Here is a 22942-nt window from a genome sequence, read left to right on the forward strand (position 1 = left end):
GTCGTCAGAAGGTCAGGGACGGGACCTGATCGACGCCCGGCAGCGCCGCCACCCCGCGCCCGGCGGCGGTGAGCTGGTGAGCCTGGCTCTCGCTGAGCTCGCCGAGCACCACGCCGCCGTTCGCGCCGCGCACCTCCCACCGCTCGTCCACGACGCTCAGCGCGGGACTCACCACCGCCTTCTCGATCGCTCCGGTACGGCGGGCCGCCGCCCGGTCGAGCCAGCCGGGCACGGTGAACAGGTGCAGGATCGCCGACAACGTCTTGGGCAGCCGGATCTGGCGTACCTTCACCTCGCGGTCGCGGGCGGCGCCGTACGCGAGCCCGGAATCGCCCAGGATCACCCCGCCGTCGAGCCGCTCGAACGCGCGACGGTTGAGCGCGTCGGAGTCGGTCAGCTCGGCGTGCCCGCCCGGCGCGAACCAGTCGGTGGCCGGGCCACGGACCATGCCGCCCGGCCGCACGGTGACCGTCTGCGGCACGTCCAGCGGATGGCCCTGGAAACGCTGCAGCAACAGCCCGAGCGGGGCCAGCGACTGGGTGCAGGCGATCTCGCCCAGCGGGGAGAACACGCCGGGCGCGGCCTCGGTCACGACATACCGGTCCACCGCCCCGCCCGCGGCGGCCAGCGCCCCGGGCCGCGCCAGTTCCCCGGCCAGCCGCGCCACGACTCCCGTGGCGGGCACGGCCGCCGGCCTGCTTCCCGAGCCGAGCGTGAAGGTCCCGGAGAAGCAGATCTCCACGAACAGGATCTCCAGGCAGTACTCGCCGCGCAGCGTGATCGGCCCCGGGCCGGACAACTGACCACGCAGGCTCACGCCGTACAACGTGACGTCGTCGAAGCGCACGCGGATGGACGCCTCGAAGGAGAACTGGAAGAAGAACGGATCCAGCCGGATCAGCGCGTCGAACCCGAGCAGCCCGCGCGCGTTGAACGGCCCGGCGTTGATCGCCGCCTCCACCGCCGCGCCGAGCTGGAAGCTGTTCGTGGTGATCGCGAAATAGCCCTCGAACCGCAGGTAGAACAGGTCCTTCGGGGCGCCGCAGGTCATCGCCGCCCGGGTCAGCGAGGACGGCAGCACCAGCGGCGCCGGCGAATAGGCCGGATGAAAACCACCCACCGCCAGCAGCACGTACGGCTGCGCGCCCCAGCTCATCCGGAACGCCGCCCCGCCCGACAGCTCCAGCACCTCCAGCAGATGGCTGTCCACCAGCGCGGCGTCGAACTCCAGCACCTGCCTGGCCAGATCGAGCAGCCCGATGATGTCCAGGCGGATCTGCATCAACGGCCCGGCCGGACCCGGGATCGCCGCCCGCGCCGACCCGAGCAGCACCACCTTGGACGGTCCCGGCAGCTCGACGAACACGCCGATGTCGAAGCGGACCAGCTCCGCCCACGACAATTGGAGCGTCGGGCCGGCCACGACCACGCCGGGCGCAGGCGGGAAGACGGCGTCCAGGTCGGCCAGCAGCGCGGGCGCGTCACCGACTGGGTCCTGCGGGGCGAGGATGCGGCCCACCACGCCACCGGCGAAGCGGGCGCGCAGCGCGTCCACGTCGATGCGGCGGTTCAGCGCCAGCAGGCCGCCGACCGAGGACAGCGCGAAGCCGAAGCCGAGCTGGATGGGCGGGAACGAGCCCCGCAACACCACCAGCAACGCGTATCCACCGCCGGGCATCCGGGTGTTCAGCAGCACGAACGCGCCGACGCCGACCGGGCCCACGTCCACCTGGAACGCGCCGCCGTACCGGGCGGCCGGAGCGTCGTAGGCCAGGAAACCGCCGCCCCGCACCGGCCCCGCCTCGATCTCCAGCCCGAGCCCGCGCGGCGCCAGGAAGCCGAAGTCCAGGTCGAGCGGCCCCAGCTCGCTCTGCCGCAGGGCAACCTCGCAGCCCGCGCCGACCCCCTCCAGCGCGACGGTGAACGGGCCGAGCGCGATCGACCCCGCCAGCCGAGCCTCGGCCGCCAGTCCCTGCCCGCCCGGCAGCAACGTGAGGTCGAGCCGGTCCAGCCGCAACGCCCCGAACTCGGCTGTCAACGGCACCGTCACCCGCAGCCCGGTCCCGCTCAGCGGCACCAGCCCCGCCGGGCCGCTCCACCGCAGCCCGCCGTTGAACCCCACGTCGGCGACCGGCGGCAGGAACGCGGCCAGGAAGCCGTCGAGGTCGCTCAGCGCCAGCACCAGCCGCCCGTCGACCAGTCGCACGTCCACCGTGAGCTCGCCCGCCACACCGCCCCCGGCCGGCTCGAAGTCGAGACCGACCCGCGCCACCACCCCTCCCGCGCTCAGCCGCGAACCTCCGGCCAGGCCGAACAACACCACCGGACCGCTCCGCGTGGCCTCCACGGCCAGTTCCCCGCCGGTCCCCGGCCCCGGCGCGAGCGGCACCACGCGCCCGGGAGGCTCGACGCGCACCTCGCGGCCGAGGTTCAGCCGCTCGGCGCCGTGGATCCGCACCGTCCAGCGGCCTCCCGGCGACCCGGCGCTCTCGTTCACCTTGCTGAAGTCGGACACCGCGAGCGTCACCTTCAGCGGGACCGGGGCGCCAGAACCCGGCTCGGCGCTGAACAGAAACGTGCTCAGCCGGGGCCCCTCCGCTCCCGCGCCCTCCGCGACCGCGGGCAGCCCGGCCGCCTCCAGCAGCGCGGCCAGCCGTGGCAGGAACTCACCGAGATCACCGGCGGGCTCGCCCCAGCCCACCCGCTCACGTACCGCCCGCGCCGGATCGCTCAGCACCGCCCCCAGCCGGTCCAGGCGCGGCGTCCGCCGGCGGTACGGCGGGCGGGCCCCCTCAGCGGGCTCCGACACCGACTCGATCAGCCCGAGCAGCGCCAGCGACGCCGCCAGGCCGGGGCGGCTCGCCTCCAGATAGCCGACGAGCGTGGCGTGCAGCAGCCGGTCGGACAGCTGCCCGACGATCTGCGCCAGCTCCGGCGGCGGCGCGGGAAAGGCATCGGCGACCGCGGCGGCCAGTCCGCCCACCGCCGCGAACGCCGCGACCTCCAGCGGCCCCAGCACGGCCAGCGCCTGCCCGGCGAGCGCGTCGTCGCCCGCGTGCACCGCCCGCGCCAGCTCAGCCACCTTGTCCGGCAGCGCCTTCAGAGCCTGCGTGGCCTGGGTTGTGGCGGTCGCCACCGGGGGCGCGTTCAGCGCGGCGTCCGGCAGGGGCAACCCCAGCTCAGCGAACACCCCCGCCAGGTCGCCCAGGGCCAGCCGGGCCGCCAGCGGCTCCAGCGCCCGGCCCAGCTCCAGCGCCAGCAGCTCAGCCGTCCCCGCCATCACCCCTCCCCTCGTCCTCAGTCGACACCCGCTCCCCGTCCCTGGTCGGCAGGCAGTCCTCATCTCTGGCCGCTAGATGATCGTCGGTTTTGGCCGACAGGTGATCCTCGTCCCTGGTCTGCAGGTGATCCTGGTTTCTGGTCAGCAGGCGGGCCAGCAATGCCGCCGGGGCCACCACGCAGTGCCGTACCAGGAAGCGAGCCCATGGACGGACCGCCAGGTAGCGGGCGATCGGCGGGCTGACGCGGCCATAGAGACGGTCGAAGCGGCGGCCCAGACGCTGATCGCGCAGCCGCCGCAGCGCGGCGACGGCGGGGTGGTCCGGCGTGTCCATGACGGTGGTCGCGACCAGGCACAATCGGCCATGGTTGGCGGCCAGCAGGCACATCCGCGTCATCGCCGCGCAGATCTCCCGCTCGATCTTGGCCCAGTGGCCGTCGGCGGCGCTGTAGGAGGGGTCGAACGCCCGCTCGTCGGCATGCCCGGCCTCCATCACGAACGCGAACACCGGCGCCCGCGCCGGATCCTCGAACTGCGCCTTGAAGGCGTAGTCGACGGAACCCCCGGTGATCGGGCCGCCCTTGTCGGCCAGGTAGAGGGCGGCGAGCTGGCCGGTGGAGTAGGTGGAGTTCTCCCGCTGCGGGCTGTACGTGTGGTTGTCCAGGTCCACGCCGGCCGAGCGCAGGATGGCGTTCCTCATGGACTCGGCGTATTCGCGCAGGTTCGTCCTGACGCGGTGGGGCGGTTCGTCCGGCACGTACTCCTGGTAGTCGGTCAGCGCCCCCAGGTGAGGGTCGCCGGGCGGCAGGCCGTCGCGCTTGCCGGTGTAGACGGGGTTCCTCCAGGTCATGGCCGGGGTGGCGCCGTTCCACTCCAGGCCCCAGGAGGTCGCGATGTCGCGGCCGAAGGTGTGTACGTCGCAGAACCAGCGTGGCCGCTTGGCGTCGATGAGCCGCTGCACGTTGTCGGTCTCCGGCTCGGAGCCCGCGCTGGGACCCCGGTAACGAGTGCCGGTCGCGACGGTGTCCGCGGGCGGCTTCTCATGGCGCTGGAGATACAGCGGCAGGTTGAAGTAGTCCTCGAACTTCCAGGCGATGTCGAAGTTCCGGGCGATGTCCACCCCGACCTTCGCCTCCACTCCGCCCGGGTCCGGACGGCGGTTCTTGCGCCAGCCCTCGTTGACCGGATCCGACGGTGGATGACGCATGTTGTGCAACCGCCCATCCGGATTGACCAGCGGCACGATGTAGACGTCGCAGCGGTTGAGGATCTTCGCCACCGTCGGGTACGGAATCCGGAACGCCGGCAGGCTGAGCGGCGGCCTGCCCAGCAGGCGGCACGTCATCGCCGGGAACACGGTGTCGCTCTTGTCCGTGAAGCTCGTCAGCAGCGCCCGCGCGAACCGGATCAGCGCGTCCGGCGGAGGATACTCCCGGCCGTGCACGCCACCGATGATCATCACGACCGGGCGGTCCGGCTCACCGGGATTCGCCAGCTTGAGGCAGTGGATGTCCACTCTGTCGCCCGCGCTGGCCTTCTCCAGCTTCTCCAGCGCGCACAACCCCTGGAACCGCGCGGCCAGACCGGCCATCGCCAGCTCGATCTCCGCCGGCGTGGCCGGCCTCCTGACCGGCTCCTCCGGCGCTGGCACGCGTTCAGCCCCGCCCGCGCTCGGCCCGTTCGACGGCCTCGGCCAGCGCCGCCCGGCTCGCCGCGAGCTCCTCGGTCCCCGCCAGCACCGTCACCGCCGCCCCGAGCGCCCGCGCCTCCTCCAGCGCCTCGTCCCTGGCATAGGCCGCGGCCCGCCACCGGTCCTCCCCCAGCGGCTCCCAGCCCGTACGCACCACACTGATCCCCGGCAGGTCCGCGACCGCGCGCAAAACCCCCTCGGACCCCTCCAACCGGACAAGCGCCATCCCGCACCCCCCAACCGAGCATCACATCCCCAGGTCAGACCGCCACTCCACGATGAGGGGAATTTCCGGATCCTTGGCGCTATCCCGCCCAACCGGCGAACCGATGATTCACCGGCCCGCCACCGGGCAGCCGAACACCATGCGAAAGGTCGCGGTCATCGCCCACCGCAAGAAGAGCCTCGGCGGAGGCCTGGACGAGCTCCGCCGCCGGATCACCGACCGGGACATCGGCGAACTGCTCTGGTACGAGGTGCCCAAGAGCAAGAAGGCGCCCAAGCAGGCGCGCAAGGCCCTGAAGGCAGGGGCCGAGCTGATCTTCGTCTGGGGCGGCGACGGCACCGTGCAACGCTGCGTCGACGCCCTCGCCGGAACCGGCGCCGTACTCGCCGTCGTGCCCGCCGGCACCGCCAACCTCCTCGCCCGCAACCTCGACATCCCCGAAGACCTCGAAGAAGCCGTCCGGATCGGCTTCGAAGGCCGCCGCATGCCGCTCGACCTGGGCCGTATCAACGGCGAGCACTTCGCCATCATGGCCGGGGTCGGCTTCGACGCCGACATGGCCGCCGACGTCGACGGCGGGCTGAAACGACGGATGGGCCGCCTCGCCTACGTCTGGACCGGCCTGCGCCACGCCGGCGACACCACCACCCCCACCCGCATCACGATCGACGGCGTGAAATGGTTCTCCGGCGACGCCGGATGCGTGCTCCTGGGCAACGTGGGCACGATCACCGGCGGCATCGAGGCCTTCGACGACGCCCGGCCCGACGACGGCTGGCTGGAGGTGGGCGTCGCCACAGCCAGAAGCCGCCTGGAATGGGGACGACTGCTCGGCCAGATGGCCACCGGCCGCTCCGACGAGTCACCGTTCGTCCGCATCACCCGGGCCAAGAAGGTCACGATACGGCTGGCCGTACCCCGGACCTACGAGCTGGACGGCGGCGCCCGCGACCTCGCGACCAAGCTCAAGGCCGACATCCTCCCCGGCGGCATCACCATCTGCGTCCCCTAACCCCACCCAGGCACAGACACGCCCTCCTCGCCTGCCCGCGCGGGCGCGGCACTCACGCTGTGCCCGTGCGGGCGCACGTCCCGCGTGGGCGCTGCTATGCGTCGCGGCGTTTGAGCAGTACGGCGCCCGCGACCACGGCCACCGCCACCCAGCCGAGGTAGACCGCGAACCCGCTCCACGGGCCCAGCGACCCGTTGCTCTGACCGGAGACGACCAGCAGGCCGGCGTTGGTGGTGAAGTACTCGGAGACGGTCCTGCCCCACTCCCCCGGCAACTGGCTCGTCAGCGTGGGCAGCACCATGATCAGTGCGATGGCCGACACGATCGCGCCGGGCGTGTGCCGGATCAGCGAGCCGAGACCCAGCCCAAACAGTCCGCACGCGGTCAGGTAGAGGCCGGCGCCGAGCGCGGCCCGGACGATCTCGCCCGCCGCCAAGGACGGCGGCTGGGAGATCACCACGCCGACGCCGATCGCCCCGGCCGATGCGACCGTGCAGACGGCCAGCGCCACCGCGGAGAACGCCACCAGCTTGCCGGTCAGCAGCATGAGGCGCTGGGGCACGGCCATGAGGGAGGTGCGGATGCTCCCGGTGCGGTATTCGCCGGAGATGACCAGCACGCCCAGCGTGGCCATGGCCAGCGAGGCGAACATCACGCCGGTCAGGCTCGCCGAGAGCACCTGCTCCGCCGGGACCGGCCGCCCTTCCGCCATGTTCTCGGCCGTGAGGTTGATGAGCGCGGAGAAGCCCAGCATCAGCGCGCCGGTGACGCCCAGCGTCCACATCGTCGAACGCACCGAGCGGATCTTGGTCCATTCGGACCGGAGAATGTCGATCACGGTTCAAGCATTCCGGCGCGGGCCGCGATTTTCGTCCTGCCTGGGCAGGGTTCCGCGGCCCGCGACGTGGGAGCCTGCTCCTAGCCCCCTGGTCTGATCGGCTACAGCATCTCCCCGGGGATGGCCGCGACCAGGCCGCCGTCGATGATCAGGTCCTGGCCGTTGACGTAGGACGCCTCGCCGGAGGCCAGGAACGCCACCGCGCCGGCCACGTCGTCGGCGGTGCCGAACCGGCCCGCCACCACCTCGGCCACCACCGTGCCCTGGGCCTCGGCCGAGACGTTGTCGTGGAACATGGGCGTCTCGATGTAGCCGGGGCTGACGGAGTTGACCCGGATCCGCCTGGGCCCGAGCTCGGCCGCCAGCGTGTGCGCCAGGTTGTGCACCGCCGCCTTCGTCGAGGAGTACAGCGAGCCGCCGGGCAGGCCGCGGTGCAGCGTCCACGAGGCGTTGATCACGATCGCCGCGTGGTCGGCCAGCAGCGGCAGCGCCTTCTGCAGGGTGAAGAACACGCCCTTGTAGTTGATGTCCACGACCCGGTCGAACTCGGCCTCGGTGACCTCGGCCGCCGGGTTGAACGAGGCCACGCCCGCGTTGGCGAAGACCACGTCCAGCCGGCCGAACCGGTCCCGGATCTGGGCCATCAACGCGTCCAGGTCGGCCAGGCTCGCCGCGTCACCGCGCACCGCGAGCACGCGGCCGCCACCGGCCAGCTCCTCCACGGCGGCGTCCAGCCGTACCTTGTCGCGGCCGGTGATGACCACCGACGCGCCCTCGGCGAGCAACCTTCGCGCGGCGGCCAGCCCCATACCGCTCGTGCCGCCGGTGATGAGTGCGATCTTGTCCTGAAAACGGGAAACAGTGTGCGTCATGGGTCTCAGCGTGCCGAGCGGCGCGCGAGGTGAACAGTGCCCAGCTATCAGGGGTCTGTCACCACCACCCTCACGCCGGGGCGGCCAGCCTGAGCAGCGGGAGCCTGGCGAGGCGCTCGGCGGTGCCGGTGCCGGGACGGGGGTTGAACAGCTCCAGGTACCAGTCGGGATGGTCGACCACGGCCAGCGGCGTCGTGTCGAAGAACAGCTCACCGGCCTCGGGATGGCGGACCGCCTTGACCGTCTGGGCCTGGACGCTGACGTCGTGGCGGGCCCACAACTCGGCGAACTCCTCGCTCACGACGCTCAGCTCGTCCACCACCTCGGCGAACCCCGGGTCACCGGGGTCGTGGGCGACGCAGGCCCGGTACGCGGCCACGACGGCCGGGGCGGCCGACTCCCACTCGACCTGCATCGAGCGGTAGCGGGGGCTGGTGAAGAACGTCACCAGGCAGTTGCGGTCGGCGTCGCCGTACCCGAACAGCTCGCGCGCGGCGTCGTTGACGAGCAGCAGGTTCCAGTGCCGGTCGCGCAGCATCCCCGGGCGCGGCATCCACGCCTCCAGCAGATGCCGCAACTCCGGGGTGACCGCGGTCTCGCCGGTCGCGCCGGCCCTCGGCGGGTTGAGCCCGGCCAGCAGGTAGAGGTGCGCGCGCTCCGGCTCGCTCAGCCGCAGCGCCACGCCGATCGCGTCGAGCACCTCGCCCGAGACGTTGATGTCGCGGCCCTGCTCAAGCCAGGTGTACCAGGACACGCCGACCCCGGCCAGCACGGCGACCTCCTCGCGGCGCAACCCCGGCGTCCGGCGCCGGCCCGCGCCCGGGCCGTCCGCCATGCCGACGTCGCCGGGCGTGAGCCGCGCCCGGCGGGAGCGCAGGAAGGCACGGAGCTGCTCGCGGCGCTGCCGCGTCGCGGCTGGGGTCTCTCTGGGCATATGTCATGGTATCCAGCCACCGCCCTTTACAATGTAGATCACCAGTGGTCGGTGCATCGGCTGGTGCCCTGGGGTCCGTCGTGAGGGAACCAGCCACACGCCTGGAACCGCTGCGATCCCTGACTGCTGGACGGCCACATCTGCGACCAGGCGTCGTAGCCGTCGATGCCGATGCGCTGCAGGCGGGTGTAGCAGCTCTGGTCGCCCTTGTGCACCATCATGTACACCTCGTCGCCGGTGCGGGTGGAGCCGGTGAGGCGGGCCCAGCCGTACTGCTTGCCGTTGAAGCGCTTGGCGTGCAGTTCGACCGAGCGGCCGTTGAAGTCGACGCGGCGCACCACCGACCCCCGGGTGTCGCCGGGCCAGGGAAGGGCGTCGCTGCACTGGGTCACGATCATGGGGACGGGGCCGGCCAGCGGGGACGGTCCGGTCAGGGCGGCCGTGAGGACGTGGGCGAGGATGACGGAGATCGACATGTTCAGAGCGATGCCCCGTCGAGTCGATCATCGTGCACAAGAAGCGTTCAAGAGATCGTCCGGTTCTAGCCGTCGGCCAGAGCGGCGAGCAGGCGGTCCTCGGTCACGTCCGGCCCGCTGAGCTGGTGGGTGATCGCGCCGTCGCGCAGCACCACGACCGAGTCGCAGTTGTCGACGAGCTCGCCCACGTCCGAGGAGATCAGCAGGATCGCCAGGCCGTCGAGCGCCAGCTCGTCCAGGAGTGTCTGGATCTGCTGCTTGCTGGCCTGGTCCACTCCCCTGCTGGGCTCGTCCAGCAGCAGGACCTTGGGCTGCATGGCCAGCCATCGGGCGAGCAGCACCTTCTGCTGGTTGCCGCCGGACAGCTCACCGGCGAGCTGGCGGGGCGAGGCGGCCTTGATGTCCAGCCGCTTCATGAACGTGGTGACGATCCGGTCGATCCGGGTGTCGGCCACGATGCCGGCGTGCGACAGGCGCGGCAGCGCGGCCAGGGCGATGTTGTCGCGTACGGACAGGTTGGGCACGATGCCCTCGGTGGTGCGGTTCTCCGGCACCAGGCCGACCCCGGCCCTGACGGCGCTGCGGACCGACCACTTCCTGCTGGCCGTCCCGGACACGGTGACCTGGCCGGACTCGACGGGCAGGGCCCCGGCGATGGCCCTGGCGGTCTCGCTGCGGCCCGCGCCGAGCAGCCCGCCGAGGCCGACGACCTCGCCCGGGCGCACGGCCAGGGAGACTCCGGCCAGCATGTTCGCGCGGGTCAGCCCCCTGGCCTCCAGCACGGGCCGGTCGGCGACCTCGTCCACCGGCCAGCTCTCCGACGGGGAGGCGTCCCGGGGATGGAAGGGGCGGCCCATCATGAGCGAGACGAGGCGCACCCGGTCGAGGCCGGCCAGCGGCCCGGTGTGGACGACGCGGCCCTCGCGCAGGACGGTGACGCGGTCGCAGATCTCGTAGAGCTCCTCCAGGCGGTGGGTCACGTAGATGACCGCCCGGCCCTCTTCGCGCAGCCGGGTCACCGCGGCCAGCAGGGTCCTGAGCTCGGCGTGCTCCAGGACGGTGGCCGGCTCGTCCATGATGACCACCTTGGCGTCCGAGCAGGCGGCCCTGGCCAGGGCGACGAGCTGCTGGGCACCGGGGGTGAGGGAGTCGAGGGGGCGGCGGGTGCCGACGCGCAGGCCGTACTGGGAGAGCAGCTCGTGCGCGCGGGCGTGCATGGCCGCGAAGTCGATCAGCCCCAGCCGGCCGCGCGGCTCGGCGCCCAGGAAGAGGTTGCGGGCGATGCTCATCGTCGGGACGAGGCCGCTCTCCTGGTGGACCGTGGCGATGCCGGCCTGCCTGGCCTGCGCGGGGCCGGCGAACCTGACCGGCACGCCGTTGTGAAGGATCTGGCCCGCGTCCGGCTGGTAGACGCCGGAGATCACCTTGACCAGGGTGGACTTGCCCGCCCCGTTGCCGCCGATGACCGCGTGGACCGACCCGGGCCGTACGGCCAGCGTGACGTGGTCGAGCGCCGGGACGCCGTCGAAGGTCTTGAGTACGCCTGCCAACTGCAGCATGGTTGCCTCCACCCCGATGGTGGCCACAACAAGAAACAATGTCGCAATGAAGATGTCACATTCGGTCAGAGCTGGGCAACGTGCAGCCGCACTCCCTTGGCGGCCAGTTCGTCGAGCACGTCGCGGGGGGCGTCGTCGTCGGTGACCAGATGGGAGATGCGCTCGGCCGGGATCGTCTGGACCATCGTGTCGTGACCGATCTTGGTGTGGTCGGCCAGGACCACGACCTCCTCGGCCGCCGCGGCCAGCGCGCGGTCGACCGCGGCGACCTGGAGGCTGGGCGTGGACAGGCCGCGCTCGGCGGTCAGCCCGTTGCCGGAGACGAACGCGCGGCGCACCCGCAGGCCCGCCAGCGAGCCCTCGGCGGCGCTGCCGACCAGGGCGAGGATCGGGCCGCGCAGCGAGCCGCCGGTGACCACCACCTCGATGCGCGGGCAGCCGGCCAGCGCCTGGGCGACGAGCAGGGAGTTGGTGACCACGGCGAGGTCGCTGTGCCTGGACAGCCGGCGGGCGAACTCCTGGGTGGTGGTGCCGGGGCCGATGACGATCGCGTCGCCGTCCTCCACGAGCGAGACGGCGAGGTCGGCGATGGCCGACTTCTGCGCGGCCGACACGGTGCTCTTCTGCGTGTGGCTGGGCTCGCGGGTGAAGTCGCCGGGCAGGGTGGCGCCGCCGTGGTGGCGGTTGAGCAGGCCCTCGGACTCGAGCGCGCGCAGGTCGCGGCGGACGGTCACCTCCGAGGAACGCACCGCCTGGGCGAGCTCGCGAAGGGAGACCGCGCCATTGGCCCGGACCAGCTCCAGGATCCTCTGGCGGCGCTCGGCTGCGAACACGGGCCTGCCGCTCTCCCTCTGCGTGTCGCTCACGTGGCCCGAGCATAGTCGACCAGAGATGGACTGCCCATCTCTGACCATTTCAGAACGAATCTGATCGATTTTTCTTGACCACAGTGTCGGAATGGTGCTTTCTTTGGTCGAGATGGCGCTCGTTTTCGATCGGAAGGCAGCTCCGTGATCACACGCCTCTCCTTAGCACTGGCCGTCCTGCTCAGCGTGATGTGGCCGCTCTCCCCCGCGGCGGCGCAGGCGGAGCGGCATGGCCTCAAGGGCGACTACCACCTGAGCACCGGGCCGGGCACGTTCGACTTCGGCGAGCTCAAGGCCACCGTCGTGGACCCGAGCATCGACTTCTCCGACCTCAACCCCGCCCTCGCGGAACTGACCGGCCGCGACGAGAACGTCACCGTGCGGTGGACCGGGCGGATCGCGGCGCCCGCGACGAACACCTACACCTTCTCCATGATCGGCGACAACGGCTTCCGCCTCTGGGTCGACAACAAGCCGATCATCGACAACTGGCGCGACATCTGGGACGTGGAGCAGATCGGCACCCCGATCGCCCTGGAGGCCGGGCGCACGTACGACATCAAGATCGAGTACTTCGAGCACTTCGGCGGCGCCAACCTGCGGCTGCGCTGGCAGAGCCCGGACCTGGCCAAGACCGCCGTGCCCGAGCAGGCGCTCTTCCTGCCCGAGGGCTTCGACCCGCCGGGGCCCGTCCAGGCCGAGGTCGGCAAGGCGGGCGACACCGCCACCCTGACCTTCGCCAAGGCGCTCAGGCCCACCACCGCGGCCACCGGATTCAAGATCACCACGGGCGGGTCGGCCTGGCCGATCACCTCCGCCTCCTCCTCCGGCGCGACGCTGACGTTCAAGCTGGGGGCCAAGATCCCGCTCAAGGCCGGCAACGGCGTGCGGGCCGCCTACGACGGCACCGGCGGCGTCGAGTTCGCCGACGGCACCGCGTTGCCAGCGTTCCCCCGCGCCGCGCTGACCAACCGCTCCGAGTACCAGCTGGCCAGCAAGTTCGCCAAGGACGTGAACCCGGCCAACCCGCTGCCCGAATACCCTCGGCCGCAGCTCGTCCGCGAGCGCTGGCGCAGCCTCAACGGCCCGTGGCAGTTCGCCGCCGCCGAAGCGGGCGAGCAGCCGCCGGTCGGCAGGAACCTGGCCGAGCGGATCACCGTGCCCTTCCCCGTCGAGTCGGCGCTGTCCGGAATCGGCAGGAGCGAGGACCGCATGTGGTACCGCAGGACCTTCGAGGTCCCGGACGGCTGGCGCGGCGAGCGGGTCATCCTCCACCTCGACGCCGTCGACTGGGAGTCCACCGTCTACGTCAACGGCACCCGCCTGGCCACCCACCGCGGCGGCTACGACCGCTTCACCGTCGACGTGACCGACGCGCTCAAGCGCCGGGGCCCCCAGGAACTGATCGTCGGCGTCTACGACCCCACGGACAAGGGCAACTACCCCACCGGCAAGCAGCGCCTCACCCCCGGCAGCATCTGGTACACGCCCAGCTCGGGCATCTGGCAGACCGTCTGGATGGAGCCCGCGCCGCGCAACCGGATCCTCTCCGTCGACTCCGTCCCCGACCTTCAGGGCCAGAGGCTGAAGGTGACCGTCAACGCCAGCCTCACCGGCACGCGGGTCAGCCTGGTGGCGCGGGACGGCTCGAAGGTCGTCGGCCGGGTGAGCGGGCGTTCGGGCACCGAGCTGAGCCTGCACGTTCCCAAGCCCAGGCCGTGGACCCCGGACACCCCCTTCCTGTACGACCTGACGGTCTCGACCGGCGACGACAGCGTGCGGTCTTACTTCGGCATGCGGGAGATCTCGGTCGGCCAGGTCGCCGGCAAGACCCGGATGCTGCTGAACGGCCGGCCCGTCTTCCAGCTCGGCCCGCTCGACCAGGGCTTCTGGCCCGACGGTCTCTACACGGCGCCCACCGACGCGGCCCTGCGCTACGACCTTGAGGTCACCAAGCAGGCCGGGTTCAACGCGGTGCGCAAGCACGTCAAGGTCGAGTCCGACCGCTGGTACCACCACGCCGACAAGCTCGGCCTGCTGGTCTGGCAGGACATGCCCTCGACCTCGGGCAACACCAACCAGGCCCAGTTCGAGACCGAGTTCCGGCGCATCGTCGACCAGCACCGCGCCAGCCCCTCGATCGTCATGTGGGTGCCGTTCAACGAGAGCTGGGGCCAGTACGAGGTGGCCAGGGTCGCCGACCTGGTCAAGAGCTGGGACCCCTCGCGCCTGGTCGACAACCAGAGCGGCGTCAACTGCTGCGGCGCCACCGACGGCGGCAACGGCGACGTCATCGACTGGCACATGTACCCGGGCCCGGCGCCGGTCTCGCCGCCGAGCGCGACCAGGGCCTCGGTCCTCGGCGAGTACGGCGGGCTCGGCCTGCTCGTCATCGGCCACACCTGGTCGGGCGGCGGCTGGGGCTACCGGGTCGAGCCCGACGCCGAGACGCTGACCACCCGCTACGTCGAGATGGACCAGACGCTGCGGCGCCTGCACGCCTGCGAGGGCCTCAGCGCCGCGATCTACACCCAGACCACGGACGTGGAGGTGGAGCTCAACGGGCTCATGACCTACGACCGGGCGGTCATCAAGCCCGACCTCGCCAGGGTCCGGGCAGCCAACCGGGCGCTCGTCGACGAGATCTCGCCCGCCTGCTAGGAAAGGAACCACCATGTCCCGCACCGCGATCCTGGCGATGGCCGTCCTCGTGACCGTGGCCGGCTGCGCCAAGGGCGAGGAGCCGCAGACGGCGGCCGCGCCGTCCTCCACGGCCGGTCAGCAGGTCGTCAAGACGCCCACCGGCACCGCGGAAGGGCCGGCCTGCACGCTGGAGCGCTTCGGCGGCGCCGCCTTCGACCTGAAGAGCGCCACGGTCGGCTTCTCCCAGTCGGAGAAGGAGGCCAACCCGTTCCGCATCGCCGAGACCAAGTCGATCAAGGACGAGGCGGCCAAGGTCGGCATCACCAACCTGAAGGTGACCAACGCCCAGTCGCAGTTCTCCAAGCAGATCACCGACGTGGAGCAGCTCATCGCGCAGGGCGCCAAGCTCCTGGTGATCGCGCCGCTGAACTCCGACGGCTGGGAGCCGGTGCTGCAGCAGGCGGCGGCCAAGAAGGTGCCGATCATCACGGTCGACCGGAAGATCAACGCCAAGGCCTGCACCGACTACCTGACCTTCATCGGCTCGGACTTCTACGAGCAGGGCAAGCGGGCCGCCGACAAGATGATCGAGGCGGTCGGCGGCAAGGGCAAGGTGGCGATCCTGCTCGGCGCGCCCGGCAACAACGTCACCACCGAGCGCACCAACGGCTTCAAGGACCGGGTCAAGGAGAAGGCCCCCGGCATCACGATCAGCTTCGAGCAGACCGGCGAGTTCGCGCGGGAGAAGGGCCAGCAGGTCACCGAGCAGCTCATCCAGTCCAACCCCGACATCAACGGCATCTACGCCGAGAACGACGAAATGGCGCTCGGCGCCGTGACCGCGCTGAAGGGCGCGGGCAAGCAGCCGGGCGACATCAAGATCGTCTCCATCGACGGGACCAGGAGCGCGGTCCAGGCCATCGTCGACGGCTGGCTGCACTCGGTGATCGAGTCGAACCCCCGCTTCGGCCCGCTCGCCTTCGAGACCGCCGCGAAGTTCCTCGGCGGCGAGGGCATCGCCGAGAAAGTGATCATCTCCGACCGCGAATACGACCAGGCCAACGCCAAGGACTCGCTCGGTGAAGCGTACTGAACCCCTGTTGGAAGCTCGGGGGATCACCAAGCGCTTTCCCGGCGTGGTGGCGCTCGACGACGTGCATCTCGCCCTCGGGGCCGGCGAGGTGCACGCCCTCGTGGGCGAGAACGGCGCCGGCAAGTCCACCCTCATCAAGGTCTTCACCGGCGTCTACCAGCCCGACGGCGGCGAACTGCGCTACAACGGAGCACCGGCCGGCTTCGCCTCCCCGCTGGAGGCGCAGCGGGCCGGGATCTCCACCATCTACCAGGAGGTCAACCTCGTCCCGATGATGAGCGTCGCGCGCAACCTCCTGCTCGGCCGCGAGCCCCGCGGCCGCCTGGGGGTGATCGACACCGCCAGACTGTACGGCCACGCCCGCGCCGTCCTGCGCGGCTTCGGCCTCGACACCGATGTCAGGCGCCCGCTGAGAAGCCTCGGCGTCGGCGCCCAGCAGATGGTCGCCCTGGCCAGGGCGGTCTCCGTGGACGCCAAGGTGGTCATCATGGACGAGCCCACCTCGTCGCTGGAGCCGCGCGAGGTCGAGACGCTGTTCGGCGTCATCGGCCGGCTGCGCGAGTCCGGCATCGCGGTCATCTACGTCAGCCACCGCCTCGACGAGCTCTACCGGGTCTGCGACAACGTGACCGTGCTGCGCGACGGCCGGGTGGCGCACACCGGGCCACTGGCCGACCTGAACCGGCTCAAGCTCATCTCCCTCATGCTCGGCCGCGACCTGGCCGAGGTGAAGAGCGGCGGCCTCACCCGCTTCAACCGCGACCAGGGCGCGGTGGACGGCACGCCGGTCGTCGAGGCCCGCGGGCTGACCCGGCGGCACGTGCTCTCCGACGTCACCGTCTCGGTCCGGCCCGGCGAGGTGGTCGGGCTCGGTGGGCTGCTCGGCGCCGGCCGTACCGAGACCGCGAAGGCCATCGTCGGCGCGCTGCCCCTGGACGGCGGGCAGGTGCTCGTGGCGGGGGCGCCGCTCCCCCGCGGCGGGACGAAGGCGGCGATCAGCGCGGGCGTGAGCATGCTGCCCGAGGACCGCAAGGCCGAGGGCATCATCCCCGGCCTGTCGGTACGCGACAACATCGCGCTGGCCGCGCTCCCCTCGCTGGCCCGCGCGGGCGTCGTGTCCGACTCCCGGATCGACCGGGTGGTGGAGATCTTCATGCGGCGGCTGCGGATCAAGGCGTCCTCGCCGCACCAGGTGGTGTCGGAGCTGTCGGGAGGCAACCAGCAGAAGGTGCTGCTGGCCCGGTGGCTGGCGGTGCGGCCGAAGGTCCTGCTCCTGGACGAGCCGACGCGCGGCATTGACGTCGGGGCCAAGGCGGAGGTGCAGGCCCTCATCGACGAGCTGGCCGGGGAGGGCCTGGGCGTGCTGCTCATCTCCTCCGACCTGGAGGAACTGGTCGAGGGCGCCGACCGGATCCTCGTCCTGCGCGAGGGCGCGGTGGTCGGCGAGCTGTCCGGCGAGAACGTGACCGAGGCGAAGATCATGGCGGCCATCGCGGAGCGCGCCCATGACTAGGTGGATCCGCGACTACGGCGTCTACGCCGCGGTGCTCGCGCTGCTGGTGTTCAACGTGCTGTTCACGCCGTATTTCCTGGACGCGGCCAACTTCCGCACCCAGCTCGTCCAGGTGTCGCCCATCGTGATCATCTCGCTGGGCATGGCGCTGGTGATCGGCACGAAGGGCATCGACCTGTCCGTCGGCTCGGTGATGGCGCTGGCCGCCGCGCTGACCGCCCTCTATCTGGGGTACGGCGCCGCCGTCGCCCTCGTCGTCGCGCTGATCGGCGGCGCCGTGGCAGGCGCGGCGGGCGGCACGCTCGTCGCCTACGTGGGAATCCAGCCGATCGTGGCGACGCTGGCCCTGCTCGTCGGCGTCCGCGGGCTGGCCAACGTGCTGGTGCCGCAGCTGGTCGAGTTCCGCAACCCCGACCTCATCGCCCTCGGCAGCAGCTCGCTGTTCGGCGTCCCGCTCATCGTGATCATCGCCGCCGCGCTGACGCTCGTGGTCGCGTTCCTGGTGCGCAGGACCACGTTCGGCCGGCAGGTGGTCGCGATCGGCGGCAACCGGGCCGCCTCGGAGCTGTCCGGGCTGCCGGTGAAACGGGTTCTCGTGCTCGTCTACGTGATCTCCGGGCTGCTCGCGGCGCTGGCCGGGGTGCTGGCGACCGCCCGGCTGCAGGCCAGCGACCCCACCTCGCTCGGGATGTTCATCGAACTGTCGGCGATCACCGCGGTCGTCGTGGGCGGCACGCCGCTGTCCGGCGGGCGGATCAGGGTCGCCAGCACCGTGATGGGCGCGCTGCTGATGCAGTTGCTGTCGGCCACGCTCATCAAGCACAACCTGCCCCAGTCGTGGACGCAGATGGTCCAGGCGGTCATCATCCTCGCCGCCGTGTATGTGACGAGGGAGCGTGTCAAGCGATGACGACCGTCACCCGCAGGGAAGAGATAGGCCGGGTGCTCCAGCAGCACGGCGCGCTGATGGTGCTCGGGGTGCTGATCGTCGTCGGCACGCTGGCCTTCGACTCCTTCGCCACCGTGGGCAACGCCGCCAGCGTGGTGGTCTCCTCCTCGTTCCTGGCCGTGGTCGCGATCGGCATGACCTTCGTGATCATCGGCGGTGGCATCGACCTGTCCGTCGGCTCGCTGTTCGTCCTCGGCGGGGTGCTCGCCGCCGCCGGTTCACGGTACGGCTTCGCCGCCGCGCTGCTCCTGCCGCTGGCCGTCTGCGGACTGGTCGGCCTGGTCCAGGGCCTGATCATCGCCAGGACCGGCCTCGCGCCCTTCATCGTCACGCTGGCCGGCCTGCTCGGCGTGCGCGGGCTCATGCTGGCCATCTCCGACGAGGGCGCCACCACCTACCTGGTCTCCGATCCGGCGTTCGCGGCGCTCGGCCAGGGCGAGCTGCTCGGGCTCACCTATCCGGTCTACGTCACGATCGTGCTGGTGCTGGCGGCGATGGTGCTGCTGCAGCGGACCGGGTTCGGGCAGAACGTCTACGCCATCGGCGGCAACGAGCAGGCCGCGGCGCTCATGGGGGTGCCGGTCACCCGTACCAAGGTCCTGGTGTATCTGATGTCCGGGCTGCTCGCGGGCCTGGCCGGGGCGCTCAACGCCGCCCGGCTGTCGTCCGGCGTGACCATCCTCGGCATCGGCATGGAGCTCGACGCCATCGCCGCGGTGGTCATCGGCGGGACGCTGCTGACGGGCGGCGCCGGTGGCGTCACCGGGACGGTGGCCGGGGTGCTGCTGCTCGGTGTGATCCAGAGCCTGATCAACCAGGTCGGCAACCTCACCTCCTCCTTCCAGCAGGTGGTCAGCGGGGCGTTCCTGGCGCTGGTCGTGGTCGCGCAGCGGCTGCTCAGCAAGGCGCAGCGACTGAACTGACGCATAGCTCCCGATCTATCCGTCCGGTGAAGGCTTGCAATATCCCACACATTTGGTAGGAAAAAGGGGGTACAGCCTAAGGAGCGACCATGCCCCTGCCGGACTTCCTCGTCATCGGCGCCCCGAAGACCGGGACGACCGCCCTGCACGCCGCGCTCCAGCAGCACCCGGAGCTGTTCTTGTCCGCGGTGAAGGAGCCCAAACACTTCCTCACCGCCGGGCCGCCGCCCACCCAGGGCGGCCCCGGCGACGCCGCGACCTACCGCGAGCACGTGTGGCGGCGCCAGGACTACGAGGCGCTGTTCTCCGGGGCGCCGCCGGGGGCGCTGCGCGGGGAGGCGACGCCGTTCTATCTCTATGATCTGGCCGCGCAGCGGCGCATCCACGCTGCGGTCCCGCACGCCCGGCTCATCGCGATCCTTCGCGATCCGGTCGAACGCGCCCATTCCAACTGGGTCCACCTGTGGTCGGCGGGGCTGGAACCACTCGACGACGTCGTGCGCGCGTGCGCCGACGAGCCGCGCCGGATCGCGGCGGGCTGGGCGCACTTCTGGCACTACACCGGTCTCGGCAGGTACGGCGAGCAGCTCGCCCACCTGTTCAGCCTGTTCCCGCGTGAGCAGGTGCTGACGTTCCGCTACCGTGACCTGCTCGACCGCCCGGCCGAGACGCTCGACCGGATCTGCGCCTTCCTCGGGGTCACCCAGGGCCTGCTCACCGAGGTGCCCAGGGAGAACGTCACCGCCCACCCCGACCAGCGGCCCTCGCTGCTGTCGGCGTTCCGGCGGCGGCTGCGCGGCGGGCTGGCCGACCGGGTCGAGACCCGGCTCCAGCGCGACGGCCTGGCCCGGCGGCCGCTGACGTGGGAGCAGCGGCGGGAGCTGCTCACCTACTTCGCCGCCGACATCCTGCTCCTGCAGCGGGTCACCGGCGAGGACTTCAGCGACTGGCTCGGCCCCAAGGAACGCTCGGGCGGCCTGGTCGGCCCCCGCCCGCCGGGCCAGCGCCAGGCCAGAAACGGCCGTCCCACCTGATCGGGCCGTCCCACCTGATCGGGCCGTCCCACCTGATCGGGCCGTCCCACCTGATCGGGCCGTCCCACCTGATCGGGCCGTCCCACCTGATCAGCCGGGCCCCGGTTGATGCCGGTCCCCGGCCGATCAGGCAGGGGTCCGGTCAGCGGAGTTCCGTGCGCAGTTCGTGGGCGCCGTCCGGCCTTGTGTACTCGTAGTACAGCCGGGTGCCGCCCCCGGGCAGGTCGAGGATGTCCAGGTAGCGCAGCCCGCCCCCGTGGTACGGGGAGCTGGCTGCGGGTGTCGTGCCGACCGGGGTCATCGAGGCCGGGTCGTCGCCCTGCGCGACCCCGGTCCGCTCCTCGTAGTTCTCCGCCGCGCTGGCCCGGCCGTCGTAGAAGGCCACGACCCGCTCGCCGTCGAAGCGGACGGCGCTGACGCGCACCCCGCGGGCGTCCCAGAGACCGGGGCGGCCGCTCAGCGCCGTTCCGTGCCAGGTCCAGTCGAGGCCGTCCGCACTGGTGGCGTAGTCGGTGACCATCTGGTCGGCCTCGTCGGGGTCGGTCAGCGGGTGGCAGGAGGCCCACAGGTGCCACTGGCCGCCCCGCCGTACGATGACCGGATCCTTCACGCCCGTCTTCGGGTCGCCCGGCAGGACGGTGCGCCGCGCGGCCGGGTCGAACCCGGACGGGTCGGCGGCCTCGAGCACCTCCACCCGCCAGTGCTTGGTGCCGGGGGTCGCACAGCTCAGGTAGAGCCGCCATCGTCCCTCGGGGGTGCGGACCAGCGCGGGCCGTTCCAGCGACTCGGCGGCCATCCGCTCGCTCGTGATCGTCACCAGCGGCTCGAACTGCTCGCCGTCGGCGGAGCGGGCGACCACGATCGCGTAGCCCCGCCCCTCTCCCACAGGACGGCGCAGCCGGTAGGCGAGGTAGACCAGCCCGTCACCGGCCACCGCGCTGGGCGCGCCCGCCCAGTACCCGTCGCCGGACACCGGGGGGCCGATCGCCACCACCGATCGGCCGGGGTCGGGAAGCATTTTCTGGACATCGATCGACATGGACATGACAGTAGGGCCCGGTCCCAAGCTGCACATGGGGCTTCACCTTCACTTGGAAGATTCATGTATTCCCTATTTACTTTATAGGGATTATCGCGGGCGTGTCACGGCCTCGCCGGACGGACGAGGCCGCTCTCGTAGGCGAACACCACGACCTGGGTACGGTCGCGCAGCCCCAGCTTCACCAGCACCCGGCTGAAGTGCGTCTTCACCGTGGCCTCGGCCAGGCTCAGGGCGGTGGCGACCTCGGCGTTGGACAGCCCGCGCGCCACCTGGACCAGTACTTCGCGTTCGCGGGAGGTGAGCTCGGCCAGCCGTACGTCCTGCTCGGGAGCGCCCGGCATGAGCTGCGGCGCGAACCTTTCCAGCAGGCGGCGGGTGACCCTCGGCGACACCGCGGCCTCGCCCGCCGCGACGTTGCGGATCGCGGTCAGCAGTTCCTCGGGGCGCGTGTTCTTCGGCAGGAAGCCCGCGGCCCCGGCCTTCAGCCCGGCGAAGGCGTACTCGTCCAGGTCGAACGTGGTCAGGATGAGCACCCGCGCCTGCGGGGTGTCCCTGGCGATCCTGCGGGTGGCCTCGATCCCGTCGACGCCGGGCATGCGCACGTCCATCAGCACGACGTCGGGGCGCAACTGCCTGGCCAGCCGCGCGGCCTCCTCGCCGTCGCCCGCCTCGCCCGCCACCTCCATGTCCGGCTCGGCCTCGAACACCATGCGGAACGCCATGCGCAGCAGCGACTCGTCGTCGACCAGCAGCAGCCGGATGGTCATGCCGCGCCCCTGCCCGCCAGGCCGCCGGTGAGGTCGAGTCGTGCCGCCACTCGCCATCCCCCGCCGGGTAGCGGCCCCGCCTCGAAGGTCCCGCCGTAGAGGGCGGCCCGTTCCCGCATCCCGGCCAGCCCGCGCCCGGTCGCGGCCCTGGGTGCCCGGCTTGTGGGGGCGTCGTTGGTGATCTCGACGGTGGCGTACCTCGGTGTCATGGCGAGCCTGACCTCGGCCGTCGCGCCCGGGGCGTGCCTGAGGACGTTCGTCAGCGCCTCCTGGGCGAGCCGGTAGACGGTGAGCTGGGCGGCGGCCGGGATCGCGGCGGGGTCGCCGGTCACCTCCAGCCGGGTCGGCAGCCCGGCCGCGCGCATCCCGCCGGCGAGACCGTCGAGCTGGGCGATTCCGGGCGCCGGGTGCAGGGGCTCGGCCGCCTCGCCGAGTGCGCGCCGCATGTCCGCGAGGGCCTGCCGACCGGTGTCGGCGATCTGGTCGACGGCGGCGGCCGCGCGGTCGGGAGCGCGCTCGCGCACGTACGCCGCGCTGTCGGCCAGCGCCACCATCACCGACAGGTTGTGCGTGACGATGTCGTGCAGGTCGCGGGTCATGCGGGCGCGCTCTTCGGCGACGGCGAGCCGGGCGCGCCGCTCGCGGTCGTGCTCGAGCGACAGCACGTACGCCCGCCGGTCCCGCGCCCACAACCCGGTGGTGAGGGCGGCGGCGACCAGCGCCGTCAGGGCCGCGGCCGTGAACGGGAACTGGCCCGGCGGCGCCCACCGGGCCGCGGCCAGCAGCGCTCCGACTTCCAGCGTCACCCCGGCCGCCGCCGTCCACCGCCAGGTGCTCCGCGCGGCGACGGTGTAGAGCGCGACCAGCAAGGACACGTCGGCGGGAAGCTGCACACCCAGCATCCACTGAACGGCCGCCGTCACCGCGATCGCGCAGAACACCGGCACCGGCGCGCGCCGCCGCCACACCAGCGGCGCCACCAGCGCGACCTGCAGCAGCACCAGCTCGGCCCGGGACGTCACCTGGCCGGGACCGAGCGTGACCACGAAGACGGCGGCCGCCAGCAGCCCGTCGACCGGCAGGGACGACCGGCGGGCGAGCGCCATGAGACCGGCGGACTTCATGGCGTTCACCCTAGTTGTCCTGCGGGTTCGCTCCCCATCCTCCTCCGGGATGAACATCCGGGCGGGTCATCCGGAAGTCGTAGGCGGAGATCAGCCGTATG

The 22942-nt window shown here is 71.8% G+C and carries 19 protein-coding genes; 7 read left to right on the top strand and 12 right to left on the bottom strand.

Translation table 11 applies throughout. The features are described from left to right. Positions 1 to 4 precede the first annotated feature (4 nt). The 3 genes from HNR40_RS23710 to HNR40_RS23720 are packed head-to-tail and all read right to left on the bottom strand — an operon-like array spanning position 5 to position 5160. Positions 5 to 3280 carry a DUF6603 domain-containing protein gene (locus HNR40_RS23710; RefSeq protein ID WP_184964830.1) on the bottom strand — a complete coding sequence of 1092 codons (3276 nt, stop codon included), beginning with the start codon at positions 3278 to 3280 and terminating at the stop codon, positions 5 to 7. After that, positions 3264 to 4931: a M14 family zinc carboxypeptidase gene (locus HNR40_RS23715; protein ID WP_184964831.1), complete on the bottom strand. Its 1668-nt coding sequence runs from the start codon at positions 4929 to 4931 to the stop codon at positions 3264 to 3266. The genes HNR40_RS23710 and HNR40_RS23715 overlap by 17 nt, the downstream gene beginning before the upstream one ends. 4 nt (positions 4932 to 4935) lie before the next feature. After that, positions 4936 to 5160 (bottom strand): hypothetical protein, encoded by a 225-nt coding sequence (locus tag HNR40_RS23720; protein ID WP_184964832.1) that lies wholly within the window; start codon positions 5158 to 5160, stop codon positions 4936 to 4938. A gap of 175 nt (positions 5161 to 5335) precedes the next feature. Here HNR40_RS23720 and HNR40_RS23725 point away from each other — a divergent pair, with 175 nt between their 5' ends. Further along, positions 5336 to 6208 (top strand): diacylglycerol/lipid kinase family protein, encoded by an 873-nt coding sequence (locus tag HNR40_RS23725; protein ID WP_184964833.1) that lies wholly within the window; start codon positions 5336 to 5338, stop codon positions 6206 to 6208. A 94-nt stretch (positions 6209 to 6302) separates the two neighbouring features. On the opposite strand, the gene HNR40_RS23730 is transcribed toward HNR40_RS23725, so the two are convergent. The 6 genes from HNR40_RS23730 to HNR40_RS23755 form a co-directional block, all read right to left on the bottom strand. Next, positions 6303 to 7046, bottom strand: a complete 744-nt coding sequence (locus HNR40_RS23730; RefSeq protein WP_184964835.1) for an ABC transporter permease subunit — start codon at positions 7044 to 7046, stop codon at positions 6303 to 6305. Between the two features lie 101 nt (positions 7047 to 7147). Then, positions 7148 to 7918: a glucose 1-dehydrogenase gene (locus tag HNR40_RS23735; RefSeq protein WP_184964837.1), complete on the bottom strand. Its 771-nt coding sequence runs from the start codon at positions 7916 to 7918 to the stop codon at positions 7148 to 7150. Positions 7919 to 7988: 70 nt separating this feature from the next. Further along, positions 7989 to 8852, bottom strand: a complete 864-nt coding sequence (locus HNR40_RS23740) for a helix-turn-helix transcriptional regulator (RefSeq protein WP_184964839.1) — start codon at positions 8850 to 8852, stop codon at positions 7989 to 7991. Between the two features lie 38 nt (positions 8853 to 8890). Further along, complete coding sequence (locus HNR40_RS23745) at positions 8891 to 9328, bottom strand: hypothetical protein (protein ID WP_184964841.1); 438 nt, start codon at positions 9326 to 9328, stop codon at positions 8891 to 8893. A gap of 65 nt (positions 9329 to 9393) precedes the next feature. Continuing rightward, positions 9394 to 10887, bottom strand: coding sequence for a sugar ABC transporter ATP-binding protein (locus tag HNR40_RS23750; protein ID WP_184964843.1), 1494 nt, complete (start codon positions 10885 to 10887; stop codon positions 9394 to 9396). 65 nt (positions 10888 to 10952) lie between these two features. Next, the gene (locus tag HNR40_RS23755) at positions 10953 to 11753 is read right to left on the bottom strand and encodes a DeoR/GlpR family DNA-binding transcription regulator (RefSeq protein ID WP_312896491.1); all 801 of its coding nucleotides are present in this window, start codon (positions 11751 to 11753) and stop codon (positions 10953 to 10955) included. 144 nt (positions 11754 to 11897) lie between these two features. Between HNR40_RS23755 and HNR40_RS23760 the strand changes: the two genes are divergently transcribed. From HNR40_RS23760 to HNR40_RS23785, 6 genes are all read left to right on the top strand, one after another. Next, the gene (locus HNR40_RS23760; RefSeq protein WP_221340740.1) at positions 11898 to 14414 is read left to right on the top strand and encodes a PA14 domain-containing protein; all 2517 of its coding nucleotides are present in this window, start codon (positions 11898 to 11900) and stop codon (positions 14412 to 14414) included. Positions 14415 to 14427: 13 nt separating this feature from the next. After that, entirely contained in the window at positions 14428 to 15489 is a 1062-nt protein-coding gene (locus HNR40_RS23765; RefSeq protein ID WP_184964847.1) for an ABC transporter substrate-binding protein, read from the top strand. After that, positions 15476 to 17002, top strand: a complete 1527-nt coding sequence (locus HNR40_RS23770; RefSeq protein WP_184964849.1) for a sugar ABC transporter ATP-binding protein — start codon at positions 15476 to 15478, stop codon at positions 17000 to 17002. The genes HNR40_RS23765 and HNR40_RS23770 overlap by 14 nt, the downstream gene beginning before the upstream one ends. Then, positions 16995 to 17912 carry an ABC transporter permease gene (locus HNR40_RS23775; RefSeq protein ID WP_184964851.1) on the top strand — a complete coding sequence of 306 codons (918 nt, stop codon included), beginning with the start codon at positions 16995 to 16997 and terminating at the stop codon, positions 17910 to 17912. The genes HNR40_RS23770 and HNR40_RS23775 overlap by 8 nt, the downstream gene beginning before the upstream one ends. Further along, entirely contained in the window at positions 17909 to 18874 is a 966-nt protein-coding gene (locus HNR40_RS23780) for an ABC transporter permease (protein ID WP_184964853.1), read from the top strand. Before HNR40_RS23775 ends, HNR40_RS23780 begins: the two co-directional genes overlap by 4 nt. A gap of 89 nt (positions 18875 to 18963) precedes the next feature. Beyond that, a complete protein-coding gene (locus HNR40_RS23785) occupies positions 18964 to 19908 on the top strand; it encodes a sulfotransferase family protein (RefSeq protein WP_184964855.1) in 945 nt (314 codons plus the stop codon). Positions 19909 to 20050: 142 nt separating this feature from the next. Here HNR40_RS23785 and HNR40_RS23790 read toward each other — a convergent pair whose 3' ends face one another. The 3 genes from HNR40_RS23790 to HNR40_RS23800 form a co-directional block, all read right to left on the bottom strand. Then, positions 20051 to 20947 (bottom strand): glycoside hydrolase family protein, encoded by an 897-nt coding sequence (locus tag HNR40_RS23790; RefSeq protein WP_246509382.1) that lies wholly within the window; start codon positions 20945 to 20947, stop codon positions 20051 to 20053. Between the two features lie 104 nt (positions 20948 to 21051). After that, entirely contained in the window at positions 21052 to 21717 is a 666-nt protein-coding gene (locus HNR40_RS23795) for a response regulator (RefSeq protein ID WP_184964858.1), read from the bottom strand. Continuing rightward, complete coding sequence (locus tag HNR40_RS23800; protein WP_246509383.1) at positions 21714 to 22841, bottom strand: sensor histidine kinase; 1128 nt, start codon at positions 22839 to 22841, stop codon at positions 21714 to 21716. Before HNR40_RS23800 ends, HNR40_RS23795 begins: the two co-directional genes overlap by 4 nt. Positions 22842 to 22942 lie beyond the last annotated feature (101 nt).

Origin of the sequence: Nonomuraea endophytica, from assembly GCF_014203235.1 — a bacterium.
In the GTDB taxonomy this organism is placed as follows: Bacteria; Actinomycetota; Actinomycetes; order Streptosporangiales; family Streptosporangiaceae; genus Nonomuraea; species Nonomuraea endophytica.